This is a genomic window from Pseudomonas sp. IT-196MI5 (genome assembly GCF_949767415.1).
Classification (GTDB): Bacteria; Pseudomonadota; Gammaproteobacteria; order Pseudomonadales; family Pseudomonadaceae; genus Aquipseudomonas.
Genome location: NZ_CATKPZ010000055.1, coordinates 301696 through 318729 on the forward strand (window position 1 = coordinate 301696; position 17034 = coordinate 318729).

The window sequence follows — 17034 nt, forward strand, 5'->3', positions numbered from 1 at the left end:
CGAAAGATCGCAGCCTTACGCGACGCCGACAAACGAAGTTTCTGACGAACTTCATTCTGCAAAGGACTGCATGCCCAGGGGGCGTTCTCAATTAGTTTCCTAGTGCAGTCGTTGATCCTGCGGGCTCTCCGAGCGCAGCGATGCCAAAAACTCTCGATACAGCCGCGCCGTACCGGTGGGGGCTTCGACCATGGGCATGTGCCCGACGGCGTCCCAGATATGCACGCGCAGGTCGGCGATGCCCTTGCTCCAGACCGCCACGCTGCTGACATCGATCAGCCGGTCTTTGCGCCCCCACAGCAACAGGGCCGGGGCGGTGATGTCGGGCAGGTGCGGTTCCATCGGCGGACTGGCGCGCATTTCGCGGAAGATTTCCTCCAGCTCCTCGCGGGACTGTTCATAGCGCTGGGCGACGGCATCGAGAATCAGCTTCGGTACCCAGGGTGGCGACGCCATGGTCATGGCGTAGAAGCGCTGGAACTCTTCGCGCGAGTGAATCAGAAACGGGTTGTGGCCCTTGGCCAAATGCCGCTCGAGGTCACTGGGCTCAGGCGCGGTGACACCCGCCGGGTCGATCAGCGCCACGGACACAATGCGCTCGGGGTACGTGGCCGCGAGCCATGCGGCCATGTAGCCGCCCATGGAATTGCCGATGACATGGACTTTCTCCACCCCGCACACGTCCAGCAGCTGGATCATGCGCTTGGCCTGTAGCGGGATGTCATAGCCGCCGCCGGCCTTGAAGCCGGTTTCGCCATGGCCGGCGATGTCCGGGATGATCACCCGGTGGCTGCCGACAAAGTGCCGGGCGAAACGCAGCCAGAGGTTCTTGTCAGCGCTGAAGCCATGGAGCATCAACACATTGCTGGTGGCCTCGTACGGGCCGCCTTGCCAGGTCGAGACGGTCATCTCGGGGATGGGCACGACGATTTTGTGCAGCCGGTACAACTTGGCCTCGGCCGCCATGTTCAAGTCATAGAGCCAGTAGCCGATGGCCGGGTAGGTCAGCCAGCTCCAGGCGACGAACACTGCGAGAACGACGAATAACAAAAGCATCATGCGTCTCCCTTGTATCTGCTCAGGACAAAATGTGATCGGCGGGTTTCAGCGCTCGGGTCAAGCGATGAAAGCTGAAGCTGAACCCCGGAAACATGGCAATCACATGACCGCTCCTGCTTTGATACCAACTGTGGCAGCCACCGGACTTCCACACGGTGCGTTCCATTTCCCGGTGGATCATTTCAGTGTAGGTACGTTCTGCCTCATGGCGAACTTCGATGCTGCGTAAACCTTGATCCCTCAAGGTGCGAATGCAATCGAGGATGTAATTCATCTGGGATTCGATGATGAACAGCGCCGAGGTGTGGCCGATGCCGGTGTTCGGCCCGGTTGCGTTGATCAGGAACTGCGCGCAAAACGTGCCTTTGCCGGCGGTGTAAACCGTCCAGCGCCTGTTGGCGTCGTCCCATTCGATGCGCTCGACATCAGCGTCCGGTTCCACCTTGTCCCGCAGGCCGAAGTGCTCCACCACATGGCGGGTGTAGCGGTGCAGTTCGGCTTGTCCTGCGAACATTTGCGTCCAGCGATAAGGGGCGAAAGACAATGAGTAAAGCGGCGAGGGCACATCGACTGCCGCGCCGGGATAGGTGTTCTGGCACCAGGTGCCGCCGAAGAAATCCTGTCGCTCCAGCAGGCGGAAATCGTCGATGCCGGCCTTGAGCAAATTGATTGCAGCACATTGGCCGCCAAAACCGCTGCCGATGATCAATACTTGAAAGGTCTGCATGGGCCTCCTCTTATGGTTATTGATCAACCCTTCTTTCATGTATAGCCGTTTCTGGAGACGAGGCTTTTGCTTTTATGCGAGCGTGATGCCGCGATATTCAGTTCGTCAGTCGGTGATGGCTATTTGATTTCACCCTGATAGACTCCAGCACACAGGCACAGGCTGTTATCGCATTCCGTCGAGTGGCACAGAGGCCCTATGGCAAAAACGGGAGGAAAAGGATCTTCATTGGCCAGGAGGCTCTACACATCGCGAATCCTGGGGGTGGCCCTGGGATTGGTGTGTGTGAGCGCGGCGATGTATCCACTCGATCCGGCGCCCTGGGTCTGGGGGTTCATGTGGTTCAACGGCCTGGTCTGGCCGCACCTGGCCTACCAATGGGCGCGCCGGGCCAGGACGCCCTATCATGCCGAACACCGCAATCTGCTGATCGATGCCTTTCTCGGCGGCTTCTGGATTGCCGCCATGCAATTCAATCCACTGCCCAGCGCGACCACCGTCTCCATGATGGCCATGCATAACGTGGCCATCGGCGGCTTGCGCTTCCTGCTGGCCGGGACGGCCGCGCAAGTGCTGGGCCTCTGCGTAGGCTTGCAGATTTTCGCCCCGGCGTTCATTCCTGCTACCAGCCCGGTGCAGCTCTATGCCTGTTTGCCATTGCTGTGCCTGTATCCGTTGGCGCTGGGCTGGACCTGCTTCCGCCAGGCCCATACCCTCGGCCGTCAGAAGCGTGAACTGCTGGCACTGAGCCGCACCGACAGCCTGACGGGCCTACTCAACCATGGATCCTGGAAGGACCAGCTGGAGGTCGAGTTCCAGCGTTGCACACGTCAGCAAAAAGGCGGGGCGATTGCGCTGATCGACATCGACCATTTCAAAGCCATCAACGATACCTACGGCCATGTCGCTGGCGACATCGTCCTGCGTCAGTTGAGCAAAATACTCAGGCACAGCCTGCGAGCGACCGATGTGGCAGGGCGCTACGGCGGTGACGAGTTTTGTGTGATCCTTCCGGACCTGCCCCTGAACCGCGCCGCCGCCGTCATGGAGGCTCTGCGCGATCGCTTCGCCACCTTGGGGGACGAGCAGAATCCGGCGCTGAAAGTCAGCCTGAGCATTGGCCTGGCGTCATTCAACCCGGCCCACGCCGACGCGACGTTCTGGCTCAACGACGCCGACCATGCGCTATACGAAGCCAAGACCACCGGGCGCAATCGAGTGATCTGTTGCGGTAATGGCAAACCCCATCGCGAACTGCTCGATTCGGTGTGATTGTCCAGCGCAAGACCTGATTGTGGGAGCGAGCTTGCTCCGGGCGGCGATCCGACGATGGCTGAGTGTCAGGCGACATGGATGTTGGCTGTGATGGCCCCATCGCGAGCAAGCTCGCTCCCACAGTGGATTTGCGGTGAGCCCGTCATTTGCGTACACCCGCGATTAATTGTGGGAGCGAGCTTGCTCGCGAAGGCGGAGTGTCGGTTCACACCGTCAGCCGCATTGATCCGTCACTCCTTCACGCTCATGAACTCTTCCGCGTAGCGGATGTACTCCTCGGGTTGGGTGTAGGTGTGCGTCAGTTCGGTCGCGTTCAGGTCCGAGGTCTGGGTGAGGATCTGGCGTTGCTCGCGCAGGCTGTCGTAGGTCGCCTTGATCGCGGCGAAGTAAGCGCCATGGCCATCGATGGTCACACGAACACCCAGTTCGGCCAGGCGCTTGTCATCGCGTAGCAGCGGGTTGCCGTAGGTCACCAGCATCAGCGGCACGCTCAGGTGCTCGGCGATCTGCTCCAGATGGTCGAAGTCCTTTACGCCCACCATGCAGATACCGTCGGCCCCGGCGCGCTGGTATTGCCGGGTGCGGCTGATGATTTCCTGCACCGGCGCAATCCCCGCATGGGTGCGGGCGATGATCGCCATCTCCTTATCGCAGCGCGCTTCCAGTGCCGCGCGGATCTTGCCGACACCTTCGGCGACCGTGATCAGGTCGGTGGATTTGCGGCCAAACTGCGCAGGCAGCAGGGTGTCTTCGATGGTCAGCGCGGCGACGCCGGCCCGTTCGAGTTCGACGATGGTGCGCATGACGTTGAGCGCGTTGCCGTAGCCGTGGTCGGCGTCGGCAATCACCGGCAACTGGGCGACACGGCCGATGCGGGTGGCCTGTTCAGCGAATTCGCTGAGGGTGATCAGGGCAAAGTCAGGGGCGCCCAGCACTTGCAACGAGGCGACCGAACCACCAAGGATCCCGACTTCGAAGCCCAGGTCGGCGGCGATGCGGGCCGACATCGGATCGAAAACCGAGGCTGTGTGGTAGCAGGTGTCGGAGGCGAACAATTGGCGAAAATTGCGGCGCAAATCTTGATGGGAAAGCCTGGACATATGAGTTCCACCAATGGAATGGAGGGGCTTGAGCAAAAATGTCAACGCCGAAGATATAAAAGGCTATCACGCGCGCAGGGGGAGAATGATGACGAATTTACCGGGGCAGGCCGATTGACGTCGCAACGATGGAGCGGATAAGTCACGCCGCCTCGGCCTGTTGCCGTTGGTCAAGCAGCGGCACGGCGCGCACCGAGTCGCCGGGTTGCAGCTGCAAGCGCTTGGCGGTCAGGCGGTCAACCACCAGGCTGTTGCCGACCCGTCGGGCCGGGGCGCAGGTAATGCGGCAGTTTTCCAGGCGGCGGTTGTGGATCAGCCAGAGGGGCGCTTTATCGTCCGGCGAGCCGATGACCAGTGCCAGCGGTTGGCTGTCGCGCACGGTGCGGATCCCGCAAACCGGGGCTTCAAGGACCGGTCCGCCGTCGAAGATATCGATGTGGCCCTTGTGGGCAAACCCTTCGGCGCTGAGGATTTTCAGGGCCGGCTCGGTATTGGGGTGGGCCTTGCCGATCACCGCCTGGGCCTGCTCGGTCAGCAGGCAGGTGTACAGCGGCTGGCGCGGCATCAATTCGGCGATGAACGCTTTGTTGCCCAGCCCGGACAAGTGATCGGCGTGGCTGAAATCCATTTTGAAAAAGTGCCGGCCGAGGCTGTCCCAGAACGGCGAGCCACCTCGTTCGTCGGCACTGCCGCGTAACTCGGCGATGAGCCGGTTGCCGAACAGCTGCGTAAACTCGGCCACAAACAACAAACGCCCGAGCGAAAGCAAACGGCCGTTGCTGCCCTGGCGCTGATCGGCGCGCAGGTACAGCGAGCAGACTTGCGATTGCCCGGTCAATTCATTGCTCAGGAACAGGGTCGGGATCTGGCGCTCGATACCCAGGTCCGGTGCCGCACTGACCGTCAGCCCGACCCGGTAGTTGTACCAGGGCTCGCGCAGGCCGACGCCCCCCGTCAGGGCGCTGACGCCCACCACTTGCTGCTCGTCGTCCTCGAGCACGAACAGATAATCGGCATCGGCCCGATCGACCTGCCCGGCGAACGTGCGTCGGGCCCAGCGGATCCGGTGGGCCAGGCGGTCTTCGTCGGCCGGCAGGCTGGTAAGTCCCGGAACGGCCTGACGCACCAGCGTGAACAGGGCGGGCAGATCGGTGATCTGGACCGGACGGACAATCATGCGGCTGTTCCTTGTTCGTGTGTGCTCGGGCGGTGACGTCGCTGGCGGGTATTCACAGGGCGATCAGCCTGATCGGGCTGCCCTCGGTCACTTTCAGCGCCTTGCACATGGCTGTGTCCAGTGTGAAGGGTTGCCCGGCGATGTAATCCAGATCGGCGACGATGGCCCGGTAATCCTTCAAGGACTCGTTGCTCACCAGAAAGCTGCCGCGGGCATCGATCACCGGTCCCGGCCGCGTGATAGCGCACTGGCTGTGGGCGATGGAACGAATGCCCGACGTGCGCGCATACAGGGTCGGGCCTCCATCGAACAAGTCGATGTAGCTGTTGGTTTCGAAGCCTTCACGCTCGAGGATATCGAAGGCTTCCTGGCCGTCGGGGTGGATGCTGCCGATACAGTCCTGTGCCGCCTGGGGCAGCATGGGCACGTAAATCGGATACTGCGGCATCAGTTCGGCGAGAAAGGTGCGGCTCTGCAGGCCGCAAAGCCGTTCGGCCTCGACGTAGGGCAAGTCGAAGAAATGCTTGCCCACGGCATCCCAAAATGGCGAGTGGCCTTCATCACTGCTGTAGCCGACGATTTCGGTGATCACCGTATCGGAAAAACGCCGGGTGTGGGCGGCGATGAACAACAGGCGCGCCCGCGACAGCAGTTCGGAATGCGCGCTGCGCACACGCGCGGCATCGATATGGAAGCCCCGCAACAGGGTGTGGCCACTGAGGTCGTGGCACAACGACAAGGCCGGTACCCCGTGCTCGATGTTCAGTTCCCTCGAGGCACTGGTGAAGTGCCGGTTGCGCAGGCTGTAGAACGGCTCGTTGAACCCCGCTGTGGCGAGGATTTCCGAGCAGCCGACCAGGTGCTGCGTCGTCAGGTCTTCGAGCACAAAGAAATAGTTTTCCGGGCCATGACCCGCGACGTCCTTCTCGAACGACGCACAGGAATCGAGGATTTTTCCGTGTAACCGTTCGCTATCGTCGGGCAGGGATGTAACGCCCACGAGGCTTTCACGAGCCAGCCTTTGTAACTGGGGCAGGTCGGCTGACTCGACTGGACGCAAGACCAGCATGGAGACACTCCTGTATCAAACGATTCGACGGTTTGGGCCGAACCTGACTATCACTGTCGGTTTTTCCACACATTCAACCGGTGGTCGTCTGAACGTTGTCAGGCGCCACTCTTTTTCTTGTCAGATGTTTATTGGAATGGACCGCATTAAACAAGAAATGGGCGATTCGGCGGCAGGCGATGCCTGGCCAGGTGCGTTGATCGGGTATTCGAGAAAGGGTGTCCGGGCTCCTGCTGGATGAGTGTGGAAGATGATTTAACAGTCCGTTGAAAGGAGTATTTAATTATCGCGTCCTGCCTGTCTAGTGAATTTTCGCGTGGTCTGGCCGTGCCCGAAAAAGGGGCGAAGCGCCTGTACCAAGGGACTACGCCGATGTCGTAAAGTCTTGTAGGTGATTGCCTTGATTGCGGTCAGACATAACAGAAAACCTGGCAGGAAATGACTGAAGGAACCGTTTCAGGCAGGAGAATTAAACACCACCCGGGGCTGCTTTGTTGCGGCACAATTGCGCGATGGCGCTCATCTGACGCTATCGTTCCCTTCCATTCATAGAGTGATTGCCGGTGCAGGCGACCCGTTTAACCCTGATTTGCCACGCTCGAACCGTCGCACAGAAATTGGCGCGTTTTCCATTGGACGAGCCTCTGGAGATGGATTGGCAAGCGCTCAGGCTTTCCCGTGGCAATCAGTTCAAGGGCACTCCACGCCTTGTCTGCGGCCCGGAATTGCGCACCCGGCAAACCGCTGAACTGTTCGGCAGCGCATCGGAGATTGTTGACGCGTTGAAGGACTGCGACGTCGGGCGCTGGGGCGGTGAGCGCATTGGCGATCTGCAAAAAAACGCTTGCGAAGCGCTCCAGCATTGGCTGGGCGACCCGGCTTCGGCACCCCACGGTGGCGAGTCGCTGGTGCAACTGGGCGAGCGCGTGGGCGCGTGGTTGACAACATTGCAGTCGACGCCAGGGCACATCGTTGCCATTACCCATCCCTTCGTCATCCGCGCCGCACTGACGCAGGTGTTGCAAGGCGCATCGTCCGGCCTGATCGACGTCGAACCCCTGTCGGCGGTCGAGTTGAGATTCCATGGCCGCTGGCGGCTGCGCTTGCCGGGCACCGGCCCCGAGGACTTGCTGTGATGAAAAAAATCCTGGTCATCGGTATCGGTGCTGGCAATCCCGACTACATCACGATGCAAGCGGTGAAGGCGCTGAATCAGGTCGACGTTTTTTTTCTCATGGACAAGGGCGAGAGCAAAAACACACTCATCGATTTGCGGCGCGAAATCTGCGTACGCTACATCACCGACCACGCTTACCGTTTTGTCGAAGCCCACAGCCCGGAGCGCGAGCGCGGTGAGGTGGACTACAAGACCAGTGTCGACGACCTGAACCTGGCCAGGCAGCAGACCTTCGAACGGCTGATCAACGAGGAATTGTCCGACGGCCAGTGTGGTGGTTTTCTGGTGTGGGGCGATCCGGCGCTGTACGACAGCACCATTCGCATCCTCCAGGCCATTCAGGCTTCAGGCGCCTGTGCGTTCGAGTTCGAGGTGATCCCCGGCATTACCAGCGTCCAGGCGTTGGCGGCACAGCACAAGGTGCCGCTCAACCAGATTGGCCGCTCGGTTGAAATCACCACGGGCCGGCGTCTGGCGGCAGGGCAGGTGAGCGATGCCGACAGCCTGGTGGTGATGCTCGATGCCCAGGATGCTTACCATCAGGTGGTGGATCAGGACATCGAGATATTTTGGGGGGCCTATCTGGGGACGCCGGATGAAATCCTGATCCGCGGCAAGCTCAAGGATGTGGCGAATGAAATCGAACGGGTGCGCAAGGCTGCAAGGCTGGCCAATGGCTGGATCATGGATACCTATTTATTGCGCAAGCCTTGAGCGCTGAATTGCCCGGTCTGGCGCCTTCGCGAGCAGGCTCGCTCCCACATTTGAAATGCAGTTCCCTGTGGGAGCGACGGTGCGGCGATCCGACCTGCTCGCGAAAAGGCCCTTGAGAACACCTCAAGAAATAGCATTGCCCCCACCCCCAAACCGCTCCCGATACACCGAAGGCGGCACGCCAACCACCGTTCGAAAGGCCACCCGGAAGCTTTCCACCGAGCGATAACCACAACGTTCGGCGATCTGCTCGGTGTTCTGGTCGCTGCTTTCCAGCAGTTCGCGGGCGCGGCCCAGACGTTCGTGCTGCAACCAGGTTTTGGGTGACTGGCCACTGGCTTCAGTGAAGCGACGCAAGAACGTGCGTTCGCTCATGGCAGCTTCGCTGGCCAGGTCGCGTACCTCCAGCGGCTGGTGCAAACGCTCACGTGCCCACTGCATGACGCGGGAAAGATCGCTGCGCGGTGTCGGGCTGACCGGCGTCGGAATGAATTGCGCCTGGCCACCACTGCGTTGCGGCGACATGACCAGGCGTCGGGCCACGGAGTTGGCCACCTGCGTGCCGAAATCCCGTGCCACCAGATGCAGGCAGGCATCGATGCCTGCCGCGCTGCCGGCGGAAGTGATCAATTGGCCGGAATCGACATATAGCACGCCCGGGTCCACCAGGATGTCGGGAAACCGCTCGGCCAGTTCCGAGGTATAGCGCCAGTGCGTGGTCGCGCCGCGCCCGTCGAGCAAGCCGGTGGCGGCGAGGACGAAAACGCCGGAGCAGATCGACAGCAACCGCGCACCCCGCGCATGGGCCTGGCGCAGGGCGGCGATCAACTGCGCGGGTACTGCGGCTTTGCGGTCGCGCCAGCCGGGGATGACGATGGTCCGCGCGTCGGCGAGCATTTCCATGCCGCCATCGGCCAGGACCTGAATGCCGCCCATGGCACGCATCGGGCCTTGATCGACGGCGACGATACGATGCTCGTACCACGGGAACTCGAATTCAGGGCGTGGCAGGCCGAAGATCTCCACGGCAATGCCGAACTCGAACGTGCAGAGGCCGTCGTAGGCCAGAATCGCAACCATTCCTGGGCTGGGGTGCATTTGGCGGAAAGTTCCCGGTGAGTGTCTTGTGCGCCACTGTAGCCTCAGGTGGCTGGCGGATAAAGTCTTCCTGCACCCACCGATATCTTGGAGTACACAACATGACCAGTCTGGTACGCGAAATTCCCGCCGCCCCATCGGCCATCGCCCTGATGCATTTCAGCAACCGTCTGACGTTCGAAACCGATTGTTCCGACGTCCACGGCAGCCAGCTGGCTGGCGAAGTCGATTTCGTTCTGGTGGATGTTCGTGGCCCGCTGGCGTTCGAACGCGGGCATGTGCCGGGAGCGATCAACATTCCCCGTCGCTTGCTGACCGCCGAAGGTTTGGCCGGGTATCCGAAAAACAGCCTGTTTGTGGTCTATTGCGCCGGGCCTCATTGCAACGGTGCCAACAAGGCCGCGGTGAAACTGGCGGCCCTGGGTTATCCGGTCAAGGAAATGATCGGCGGCGTGACCGGCTGGCTGGATGAGGGGTTTGAGTTGAGTGTCGGGGTGCAACGGCAAGCCCCTGACGTGATTGGCTGTGAATGCTGATCCCCGAACACCATTGATCATTGTGGCGAGGGGGCTTGCCCCCGTTGGAGTGCGAAGCGCTCCTAAAACTCTCGACTATTACCGAGATTCTGGGGTTGCTGCGCAACCCAACGGGGGCAAGCCCCCTCGCCACAGTCATGTGCTTTGATCTGGATCAGCGACAGGCAGAGGCCGCCCACCACTCATCCAGTGTCGCCTGCAACCATGCCAACACATCGGCGTAGGGCGCATCGTCCTGCGGCCCCCGGGGCAACGGCGACTCATCGCCAAAATGCGCATTGAGCAAGGCCACCGATTCGGCATTCCACTCCGGATGAAACTGCAACCCCAGCCGCGTCGGCCCGGCGCGGTACATCTGCTGTGCGCATAACGCGCTGCTGGCCAGCAGTTGCGCGTTGGGTGGCAGGTCGATGGCGTCTTCGTGCCACTCCAGCGCCTTCAGCGTTTGCCCATCGATAAAGGTCACGCGGGTCCATCCGGTTTCGGTCTGGTCCATCCGCCGTACATTCCCTCCGAGACTCAGCGCCAGCAACTGTGCCCCCAGGCAAATGGCGAACACGGCCGCGTCCTGATCCAGCGTGCTTCTGAGCCATTGCCGTTCGGCTTCCAGCCAGGCCGGGCCGGCGTTGGATTCATAAGGCCCGCCCAACAGGATCGCGGGATCGGCGCTGACGGGCGGCAATTGGCCCAGGTCGGCGCGAAACACCTTCAGCGCCAACCCTCGGGATTCGGCCCAGATGGCGATGGCACCCGGGCCCTCGGCAGGGTGGTGCTGGATCAGGTTCAACGTGGGCATTACGCTAGTCTCGATGGGACGCAAGGGCACTCAATGTGCCGTAAAACATCCAGCATCGCCAGTCGGCGCATTGCGTCGGACGCAGCCGCAAACGCTGCAGGTTTGTGCTGAAAAAGCGGCTTGTCTGACAGACTTTGCCCCGTGATGGCGCGTGCACCTCAATACCTCCATCCTGCCGCCACTTTTCTATAAATATTTGTCGCCTCGGCGTAATTTGCCCTCCGGTAGCCACTCTAGGCTGCCGGCCACTTCAGTTCCCGCTCACAAAGCGATAACCGAACGCTGCCAATCGAAGCTGCCAATAAAAGCCTCCGCGCACAGGAGTTATAAATGAAGAAGCTAGTGATGTTCGGTGCCCTGGCACTGTCGATGTTGTCCCTGACCGCCGTGGCTGATGACGCCAAGCCGATCCGCATCGGCATCGAAGCCGGCTACCCGCCATTCTCGATGAAAACCCCTGACGGCAAACTCACCGGTTTCGACGTGGACATCGGCGACGCCCTGTGCGAGCAGATGAAGGTCAAGTGCACCTGGGTCGAGCAAGAGTTCGACGGCCTGATCCCTGCGCTGAAGGTCAAGAAAATCGACGCCATCCTGTCGTCCATGACCATCACGGATGATCGCAAGAAGAACGTCGATTTCACCATCAAGTACTACCACACCCCGGCACGCTTCGTGATGAAGGAAGGCAGCGACGTCAAGGACCCGCTGACCGAACTCAAGGGCAAGAAAGTCGGTGTGCTGCGTGCCAGTACCCACGACCGCTTCGCCACTGAAGTGCTGCAACCGGCGGGGATTGTCCTGGTGCGCTACGGCTCCCAGCAGGAAGCCAACCTGGACATGGTCTCCGGCCGCATCGACGCGTTGCTGGCCGACTCGGTCAACCTGGACGACGGTTTCCTGAAAACCGACGCCGGTAAAGGTTTTGCCTTCGTCGGCCCTGAGTACAACGATCCGAAATACTTCGGTGGCGGCGCCGGCATTGCCGTGCGCAAGGGTGATACCGCCCTGGCCGAGAAATTCAGCACAGCGATCACCGACATCCGCGCCAACGGCAAGTACAAGCAAGTGCAGGACAAGTACTTCAAGTTTGACGTTTATGGCGAGTAAGCGAGTGGGTTGAAAAAGTGGCAACCGTTGGCGCGGTTGCCATTTTTTTTGTGTTCCTGATTTATCCTGCCTGACACATATCCCAACTGTAGGAGTTTCCCATGCAACGCATCGATCACAAACTGCCCTGGAGCCACCTGGGCACCGAGCGCACCCTCAGCGTGTTTCGTTATGGCGCGGGCACGCGCAAGGTGTACATCCAGGCCAGCCTGCACGCCGACGAATTGCCGGGCATGCGCACGGCCTGGGAGTTGAAGAAACGCCTGACCGAACTTGAACAACAGGGACAATTGAACGCAGTGATCGAACTGGTGCCGGTGGCCAATCCCATCGGCCTCGATCAGCACTTGCAAGGCAGCCACATGGGGCGTTTCGAGCTCGGCAGCGGCAAGAACTTCAACCGCTCGTTCGTCGAACTCAGTGCGCCGGTGGCCGGGTTGATCGGTGATCGCCTCGGCAGCGATGCCCAGGCCAACATCGCGCTGATTCGCCAGGCCATGGGCCAGGTCCTCGACGACTTGCCGGCCGCGACATCGCAGCTGGAAGCGATGCACCGCCTGTTGCTGCGCCATGCCTGCGATGCCGACATCACCCTTGACCTGCATTGCGATTTCGATGCGGCGATCCACCTCTACGCGTTGCCGCAGCACTGGCCGCAATGGCAATCCCTGGCGGCGCGTTTGAAGGCCGGCGTGGCGCTGTTGTGTGAAGACTCCGGCGGCAGCTCGTTCGATGAATCCTGTTCCTCGCCATGGTTGCGCCTGGCCAGGGCGTTCCCGGCGGCGGCGATTCCACCGGCCAACCTGGCAACCACCCTGGAGCTGGGCAGCCTGGGCGACACCCGTGTCGACCAGGCCCAGGCCAATTGCGAGGCCATTCTAGGGTTCCTCGCCGAGCAGGGTTTGATCTCCGGCACCTGGCCGGCGGCACCGGCCGAATGCTGTGAAGGCATGCCATTGGAAGGCACCCAATACCTGTTCGCACCGCATCACGGCGTGGTCAGCTTCCTGCGTGAGGCCGGGGAGTGGGTGGAAAAGGGCGATGCGCTGTTCGAGGTGGTCGACCCGTTGCACGACAAGGTCACCACCGTGCAGGCCGGCACCAGCGGCGTGCTGTTCGCCATTGACCGTGGGCGTTATACCCAACCGGGGACCTGGCAGGCGAAGGTTGCCGGGCGCGAACTGATTCGTGTGGGGAAGTTGATCAACGACTGAGCCGGAAATTTTCTTTGTCTGTACTGGCCCCATCGCGAGCAGGCTCGCTCCCACATTGGAAATGCGTTCCCTGTGGGAGCGAGCTTGCTCGCGATGACGGCATCAGCCACACCCGAGATGTTCCTGCCTACTGAGCAGTGTTAGGCTCTTCCCCGAATCCTGCATTCCGTGAAGGAAGACCCATGTTGAAGATTCTCGCGCTGCTTACGCTCCTGGCATCCACTGTCGTCCACGCCCAAATCCCGCTGCAAACCGACTTGCCGCTCAAATACCTGGAACAGGCCAACGCCGATTCGAACGATCAACCCCTGGTGATTTTCCTCCACGGTTACGGCAGTAACGAGCAGGACCTGTTCGGCATCAAGGATGACTTGCCCGAGTCCTACACCTACCTGTCGGTACGGGCGCCTTTGGTGATGCAGGAGGGCAGCTATCAGTGGTTTCGCAAGAAGGGCGAAGGGGCCTACAACGGCGAGACCGATGATCTGAAGTCCAGCGGCCAGTTGCTGTTGGACTTCGTCACACAGGCCACGAAGAAATATCACACCGAACCCGAGAAGGTGTTCCTGGTCGGCTTCAGCCAGGGTGCGATCATGTCCTACGAAGTGGGTCTGCGGCATCCCGAGGCGTTCGGTGGCATCGCTGCGTTGAGCGGGCGGATTCTGCCAGTGCTCAAGTCCGAGCTTGTACCGGATGAAAAACGCCAGTCGCTGGCTATTTTCATCGGTCATGGCGAGCAGGACAAACGCCTTCCCTACAACGACGGTACCGAAGCCAACAGCCTGTTGCAGAGCGTGTCACTGGAGCCCGAGTTCCACGGCTACCCCGGTGTCGGTCATAACATCAGCGCCGACGAGATCCAGGATTTGAGCGCCTGGTTGCAGCGTCTCAACCCCTGAGCCTTATTTTCCGCTGACGATCTGTTTGATCAGGGTTTCGTGGGCCGCCATGTCACCGGGACGGGAAATCACCTGGATCACCGCCATGCGGGTGCCGGACGCGGCCATCAGCGTGGTGGAGAGGGTCAGGCCACCGCCCTGGGTGGCAGTGCCGTCGACCTGGCGCAGGCCCAGCCCGGTTGTCCGGGTCAGGGCTTTCTCGCTGAGCTTGTTGTAGTCGGGCAGGGACTTGTGTTGCGCCGCATCGAAATCGGCCACGGTGCCGTCGAGGAACGCGCCGTCGTTGTCCTTGACGCTGATGCCGTTGGGCAGGGTGTTTTCAGCGGCGATCACCACGGTCTTGGTGGTTTCGTTGCTGTACAGGGTGCCGCTCGCACCCTCCGGGCTGGCCGGCAGCGGGTTGGCGATGAAACCCTTGGGCAGGTTGAAGGTGAACTTGCCGCCGAGCATCGAGACTTTCCGGGCGGGCGCATCGCTGGAAGTGGCCTTGGCGGCCTGCGCATTCAAAGCCCCCAGGCCGGTAGCGGCTGCCAGCAGCAGGACAAGGGCTTTTTTACTCAACAATGACATCGGGATCTCCAGGGGTGGGCGCGCGGTGGGGCGCGATCATCCCATGGAGGTTGTGATGCGTTCCAGTGCGCTCTACCGAGCGGTCACCTTGGCCGGGCCCTCACCTATGCTGAGGACATCCCGATGACCCGATGCAGCCTAGCGTTTGATGGCAGCTCCTTCAGTGTGTGTCGTCGGGCCGGCCGGCCGCGCCAGCAAACGCTTGGTCACGCCCAGCATGGCCACCGACACCGCGATGCCCAGCACAAAAGCGTTCATTCCCATCGTCGGCAGGGCCAGCGCCAACACCAGGCAGAAGGCGGCGAACGAGTACATGCCGGTGGCGGTGGCGCGCAGCAACGCGGCGGTAAAGGCCGGGCCACGGGTTTGCTGGGAGAACACGGCCATCACGCTGCCCAATACCGGGAACACCGCCAGCAGGCCGCTCCAGCGGTCGCCGACGGTGCTGGCCAGCAGGGTCACGACCAAGGTGAGCAATGCACCGGCCACCATGCGCAGCAAGAGCTTGTCGGATTTCGGCGCCGGGCCATTGAGCACCGGTTGCACGGTGGGGAACAGGTACGGTGCGGCAAGCAGTGCGGTGGCGGCGGCGCACACCGAAAACACCAGGGAGGTCGGGATCAGCGACAGGACAACCGCCACCAGCGCCCAGACCGACAGCGAGATCACCAGCGCCAGCGGCCATCCGGCCCGTTGTGCGACCTGGGCGTAGGTCACGCAAAACGCAATCATCGCGAACATGGCCGACAGCGCAGCGGTGGCCGATTGCGCGGCGAACGCCTGGCCCTGTTCGAGGGCGAGGAACAACAGGATCGGCCCGACCACCACCGGCAACCCCGATAACCAACCGGCCACGCTCGGCCCCCAGCGTTTGCCAGCCAGGGAAATCAGTAGCAGGAAGCCTGGGATCACCAGCAATTTGAGGATCAACACGCGCACGTCTCCGACCTGTGTGAGGTGGCAACGGTAGCATTGCATCGGGTGGATTGCTTTATGTGTATGCGGATTTTGTATACAGAATCAAGTCCTTTGGGATGTGTGCGAAAGGTCTTTTACGCAACCCGCGATGGGGCCAATCAACCATGGTTGATTCTGCAGTTTCTTGAGTGACAGTTCTGGCCTCATCGCGAGCAGGCTCGCTCCCACAGGGGATTTGTGGTCACAGATAGTTAACTGTGGGAGCGAGCCTGCTCGCGAAGAACGATAAACCGGTCTACCTGAAAAAACGCAGGCAAAAAAGAACCCGGTGCGACTTGCATCGCACCGGGTGTTTTTCCAGACGGTCACGGATCTTCGTGGGTCCCCGCGCCATCTGTTGAACGCTGTTGGCTTACGCCCGCTCGAGCGCCAGTGCCACGCCCTGACCACCACCGATACACAGGGTGGCGAGGCCTTTTTTGGCGTCGCGCTTGAGCATTTCATGCAGCAGGGTCACCAGCACGCGGCAACCCGAGGCCCCGATCGGGTGACCCAGGGCAATGGCGCCGCCGTTGACGTTGACCTTGTTCAAGTCCCATTCCAGGTCCTTGGCCACCGCCAGGGATTGCGCGGCGAAGGCTTCGTTGGCTTCAACCAGCTCAAGCTGGTCGATGTTCCAGCCGGCCTTGTCCAGGCAGCGGCGCGTGGCCGACACCGGGCCGATGCCCATGATCGCCGGATCGACGCCTGCGTTGGCGTAGGCAGCAATTTTCGCCAGTACCGGCAGGCCGAGGGCCTTGGCCTTTTCAGCGCTCATCAGGATCACGGCCGCGGCACCGTCGTTCAGCGACGAGGCGTTACCGGCGGTCACCGAACCGTCTTTCTTGAAGGCCGGCTTGAGCTTGCCCAGGGATTCGGCGGTGGTGCCGGCCCGGGGTTGCTCGTCGGTGGCGAAGGACAGCGGATCGCCCTTGCGCTGCGGGATCAGGATCGGGGTAATTTCATCGACGAAGCGCCCGGCTTCGATGGCGGCCACGGCTTTCTGTTGCGAGGCGGCGGCGAACGCGTCCTGCTGCTCGCGAGTCAGGCTGTACTTCTCGGCCAGGTTCTCGGCGGTGATGCCCATGTGGAAATCGTTGAACGCATCCCACAGGCCATCGCTGATCATGGTGTCGACGATTTGCGCGTGGCCCATGCGCAGACCGGTGCGGGCGCCGGGCATGACGTAGTTGGCCAGGCTCATGTTTTCCTGGCCCCCGGCGATGATCACCTCGGCATCGCCGCAGCGAATCGCCTGGGCACCCAGGTGCAGGGCCTTGAGGCCCGAACCGCAGACCTTGTTCAGGGTCATGGCCGGCACGGCGAAGGGCAGGCCGGCCTTGATCGCAGTCTGGCGCGCAGGGTTTTGCCCGGCGCCGGCGGTCAACACCTGGCCCATGATCACTTCATCGACTTGCGCAGGATCCAGTCCGGTTTGCGCCAGCAACTGGCGGATCACCGCAGCGCCCAGGTCAACCGCAGACACATTGGCCAGAGATCCCTGGAAGCTGCCGATCGCGGTGCGCGTGGCAGCAACAATGACGACTTCTTGCATG

17 protein-coding genes are annotated in these 17034 nt (G+C 61.4%); 7 read left to right on the forward strand and 10 right to left on the reverse strand.

Annotated features, from left to right (window positions below; all coding sequences use genetic code 11):
- Window positions 1–99: 99 nt before the first annotated feature.
- Together ACM6IK_RS24090 and ACM6IK_RS24095 are read right to left on the reverse strand one after the other, a co-directional pair.
- Window positions 100–1056: an alpha/beta fold hydrolase gene (locus ACM6IK_RS24090; RefSeq protein ID WP_414876351.1), complete on the reverse strand. Its 957-nt coding sequence runs from the start codon at window positions 1054–1056 to the stop codon at window positions 100–102.
- A 22-nt stretch (window positions 1057–1078) separates the two neighbouring features.
- Window positions 1079–1786, reverse strand: a complete 708-nt coding sequence (locus ACM6IK_RS24095; protein WP_414876316.1) for an NAD(P)-binding protein — start codon at window positions 1784–1786, stop codon at window positions 1079–1081.
- Window positions 1787–1984: 198 nt separating this feature from the next.
- On the opposite strand from ACM6IK_RS24095, the gene ACM6IK_RS24100 reads away from it, so the two are divergent.
- The gene (locus tag ACM6IK_RS24100; protein WP_414876317.1) at window positions 1985–3058 is read left to right on the forward strand and encodes a diguanylate cyclase; all 1074 of its coding nucleotides are present in this window, start codon (window positions 1985–1987) and stop codon (window positions 3056–3058) included.
- Between the two features lie 233 nt (window positions 3059–3291).
- Here the strand turns inward: ACM6IK_RS24100 and ACM6IK_RS24105 are convergent, their stop codons facing one another.
- The 3 genes from ACM6IK_RS24105 to ACM6IK_RS24115 all read right to left on the reverse strand — a co-directional run bounded on the left by ACM6IK_RS24105 (window position 3292) and on the right by ACM6IK_RS24115 (window position 6407).
- Window positions 3292–4161 carry an isocitrate lyase/PEP mutase family protein gene (locus ACM6IK_RS24105; RefSeq protein ID WP_108219687.1) on the reverse strand — a complete coding sequence of 290 codons (870 nt, stop codon included), beginning with the start codon at window positions 4159–4161 and terminating at the stop codon, window positions 3292–3294.
- Window positions 4162–4303: 142 nt separating this feature from the next.
- Entirely contained in the window at window positions 4304–5338 is a 1035-nt protein-coding gene (gene astA, locus ACM6IK_RS24110; protein WP_414876318.1) for an arginine N-succinyltransferase, read from the reverse strand.
- A gap of 52 nt (window positions 5339–5390) precedes the next feature.
- Window positions 5391–6407 carry an arginine N-succinyltransferase gene (locus ACM6IK_RS24115; protein WP_414876319.1) on the reverse strand — a complete coding sequence of 339 codons (1017 nt, stop codon included), beginning with the start codon at window positions 6405–6407 and terminating at the stop codon, window positions 5391–5393.
- A 563-nt stretch (window positions 6408–6970) separates the two neighbouring features.
- Between ACM6IK_RS24115 and ACM6IK_RS24120 the strand changes: the two genes are divergently transcribed.
- Complete coding sequence (locus tag ACM6IK_RS24120; RefSeq protein ID WP_414876320.1) at window positions 6971–7543, forward strand: histidine phosphatase family protein; 573 nt, start codon at window positions 6971–6973, stop codon at window positions 7541–7543.
- On the forward strand, window positions 7543–8298 hold the full coding sequence (cobF, locus tag ACM6IK_RS24125) for a precorrin-6A synthase (deacetylating) (protein ID WP_414876321.1): 756 nt from the start codon (window positions 7543–7545) through the stop codon (window positions 8296–8298). The genes ACM6IK_RS24120 and cobF overlap by 1 nt, the downstream gene beginning before the upstream one ends.
- Before the next feature lie 123 nt (window positions 8299–8421).
- Here cobF and ftrA read toward each other — a convergent pair whose 3' ends face one another.
- Window positions 8422–9396 (reverse strand): transcriptional regulator FtrA, encoded by a 975-nt coding sequence (gene ftrA / locus ACM6IK_RS24130; RefSeq protein ID WP_414876322.1) that lies wholly within the window; start codon window positions 9394–9396, stop codon window positions 8422–8424.
- A gap of 101 nt (window positions 9397–9497) precedes the next feature.
- Here ftrA and ACM6IK_RS24135 point away from each other — a divergent pair, with 101 nt between their 5' ends.
- Window positions 9498–9932: a rhodanese-like domain-containing protein gene (locus ACM6IK_RS24135; RefSeq protein ID WP_414876323.1), complete on the forward strand. Its 435-nt coding sequence runs from the start codon at window positions 9498–9500 to the stop codon at window positions 9930–9932.
- Window positions 9933–10086: 154 nt separating this feature from the next.
- On the opposite strand, the gene ACM6IK_RS24140 is transcribed toward ACM6IK_RS24135, so the two are convergent.
- Window positions 10087–10728, reverse strand: a complete 642-nt coding sequence (locus tag ACM6IK_RS24140) for a type 1 glutamine amidotransferase (protein WP_414876324.1) — start codon at window positions 10726–10728, stop codon at window positions 10087–10089.
- Between the two features lie 330 nt (window positions 10729–11058).
- Between ACM6IK_RS24140 and ACM6IK_RS24145 the strand changes: the two genes are divergently transcribed.
- From ACM6IK_RS24145 to ACM6IK_RS24155, 3 genes are all read left to right on the forward strand, one after another.
- On the forward strand, window positions 11059–11838 hold the full coding sequence (locus tag ACM6IK_RS24145) for an ABC transporter substrate-binding protein (RefSeq protein WP_414876325.1): 780 nt from the start codon (window positions 11059–11061) through the stop codon (window positions 11836–11838).
- Between the two features lie 101 nt (window positions 11839–11939).
- A complete protein-coding gene (locus tag ACM6IK_RS24150) occupies window positions 11940–13052 on the forward strand; it encodes a succinylglutamate desuccinylase/aspartoacylase family protein (protein ID WP_414876326.1) in 1113 nt (370 codons plus the stop codon).
- A gap of 182 nt (window positions 13053–13234) precedes the next feature.
- Window positions 13235–13951, forward strand: a complete 717-nt coding sequence (locus tag ACM6IK_RS24155) for an alpha/beta hydrolase (protein ID WP_414876327.1) — start codon at window positions 13235–13237, stop codon at window positions 13949–13951.
- Window positions 13952–13954: 3 nt separating this feature from the next.
- Here ACM6IK_RS24155 and ACM6IK_RS24160 read toward each other — a convergent pair whose 3' ends face one another.
- From ACM6IK_RS24160 to ACM6IK_RS24170, 3 genes are all read right to left on the reverse strand, one after another.
- Window positions 13955–14521, reverse strand: a complete 567-nt coding sequence (locus tag ACM6IK_RS24160; RefSeq protein WP_414876328.1) for a hypothetical protein — start codon at window positions 14519–14521, stop codon at window positions 13955–13957.
- A 138-nt stretch (window positions 14522–14659) separates the two neighbouring features.
- Window positions 14660–15454 carry a hypothetical protein gene (locus ACM6IK_RS24165; protein ID WP_414876352.1) on the reverse strand — a complete coding sequence of 265 codons (795 nt, stop codon included), beginning with the start codon at window positions 15452–15454 and terminating at the stop codon, window positions 14660–14662.
- 397 nt (window positions 15455–15851) lie between these two features.
- Complete coding sequence (locus tag ACM6IK_RS24170; RefSeq protein WP_414876329.1) at window positions 15852–17033, reverse strand: acetyl-CoA C-acetyltransferase; 1182 nt, start codon at window positions 17031–17033, stop codon at window positions 15852–15854.
- Window position 17034 lies beyond the last annotated feature (1 nt).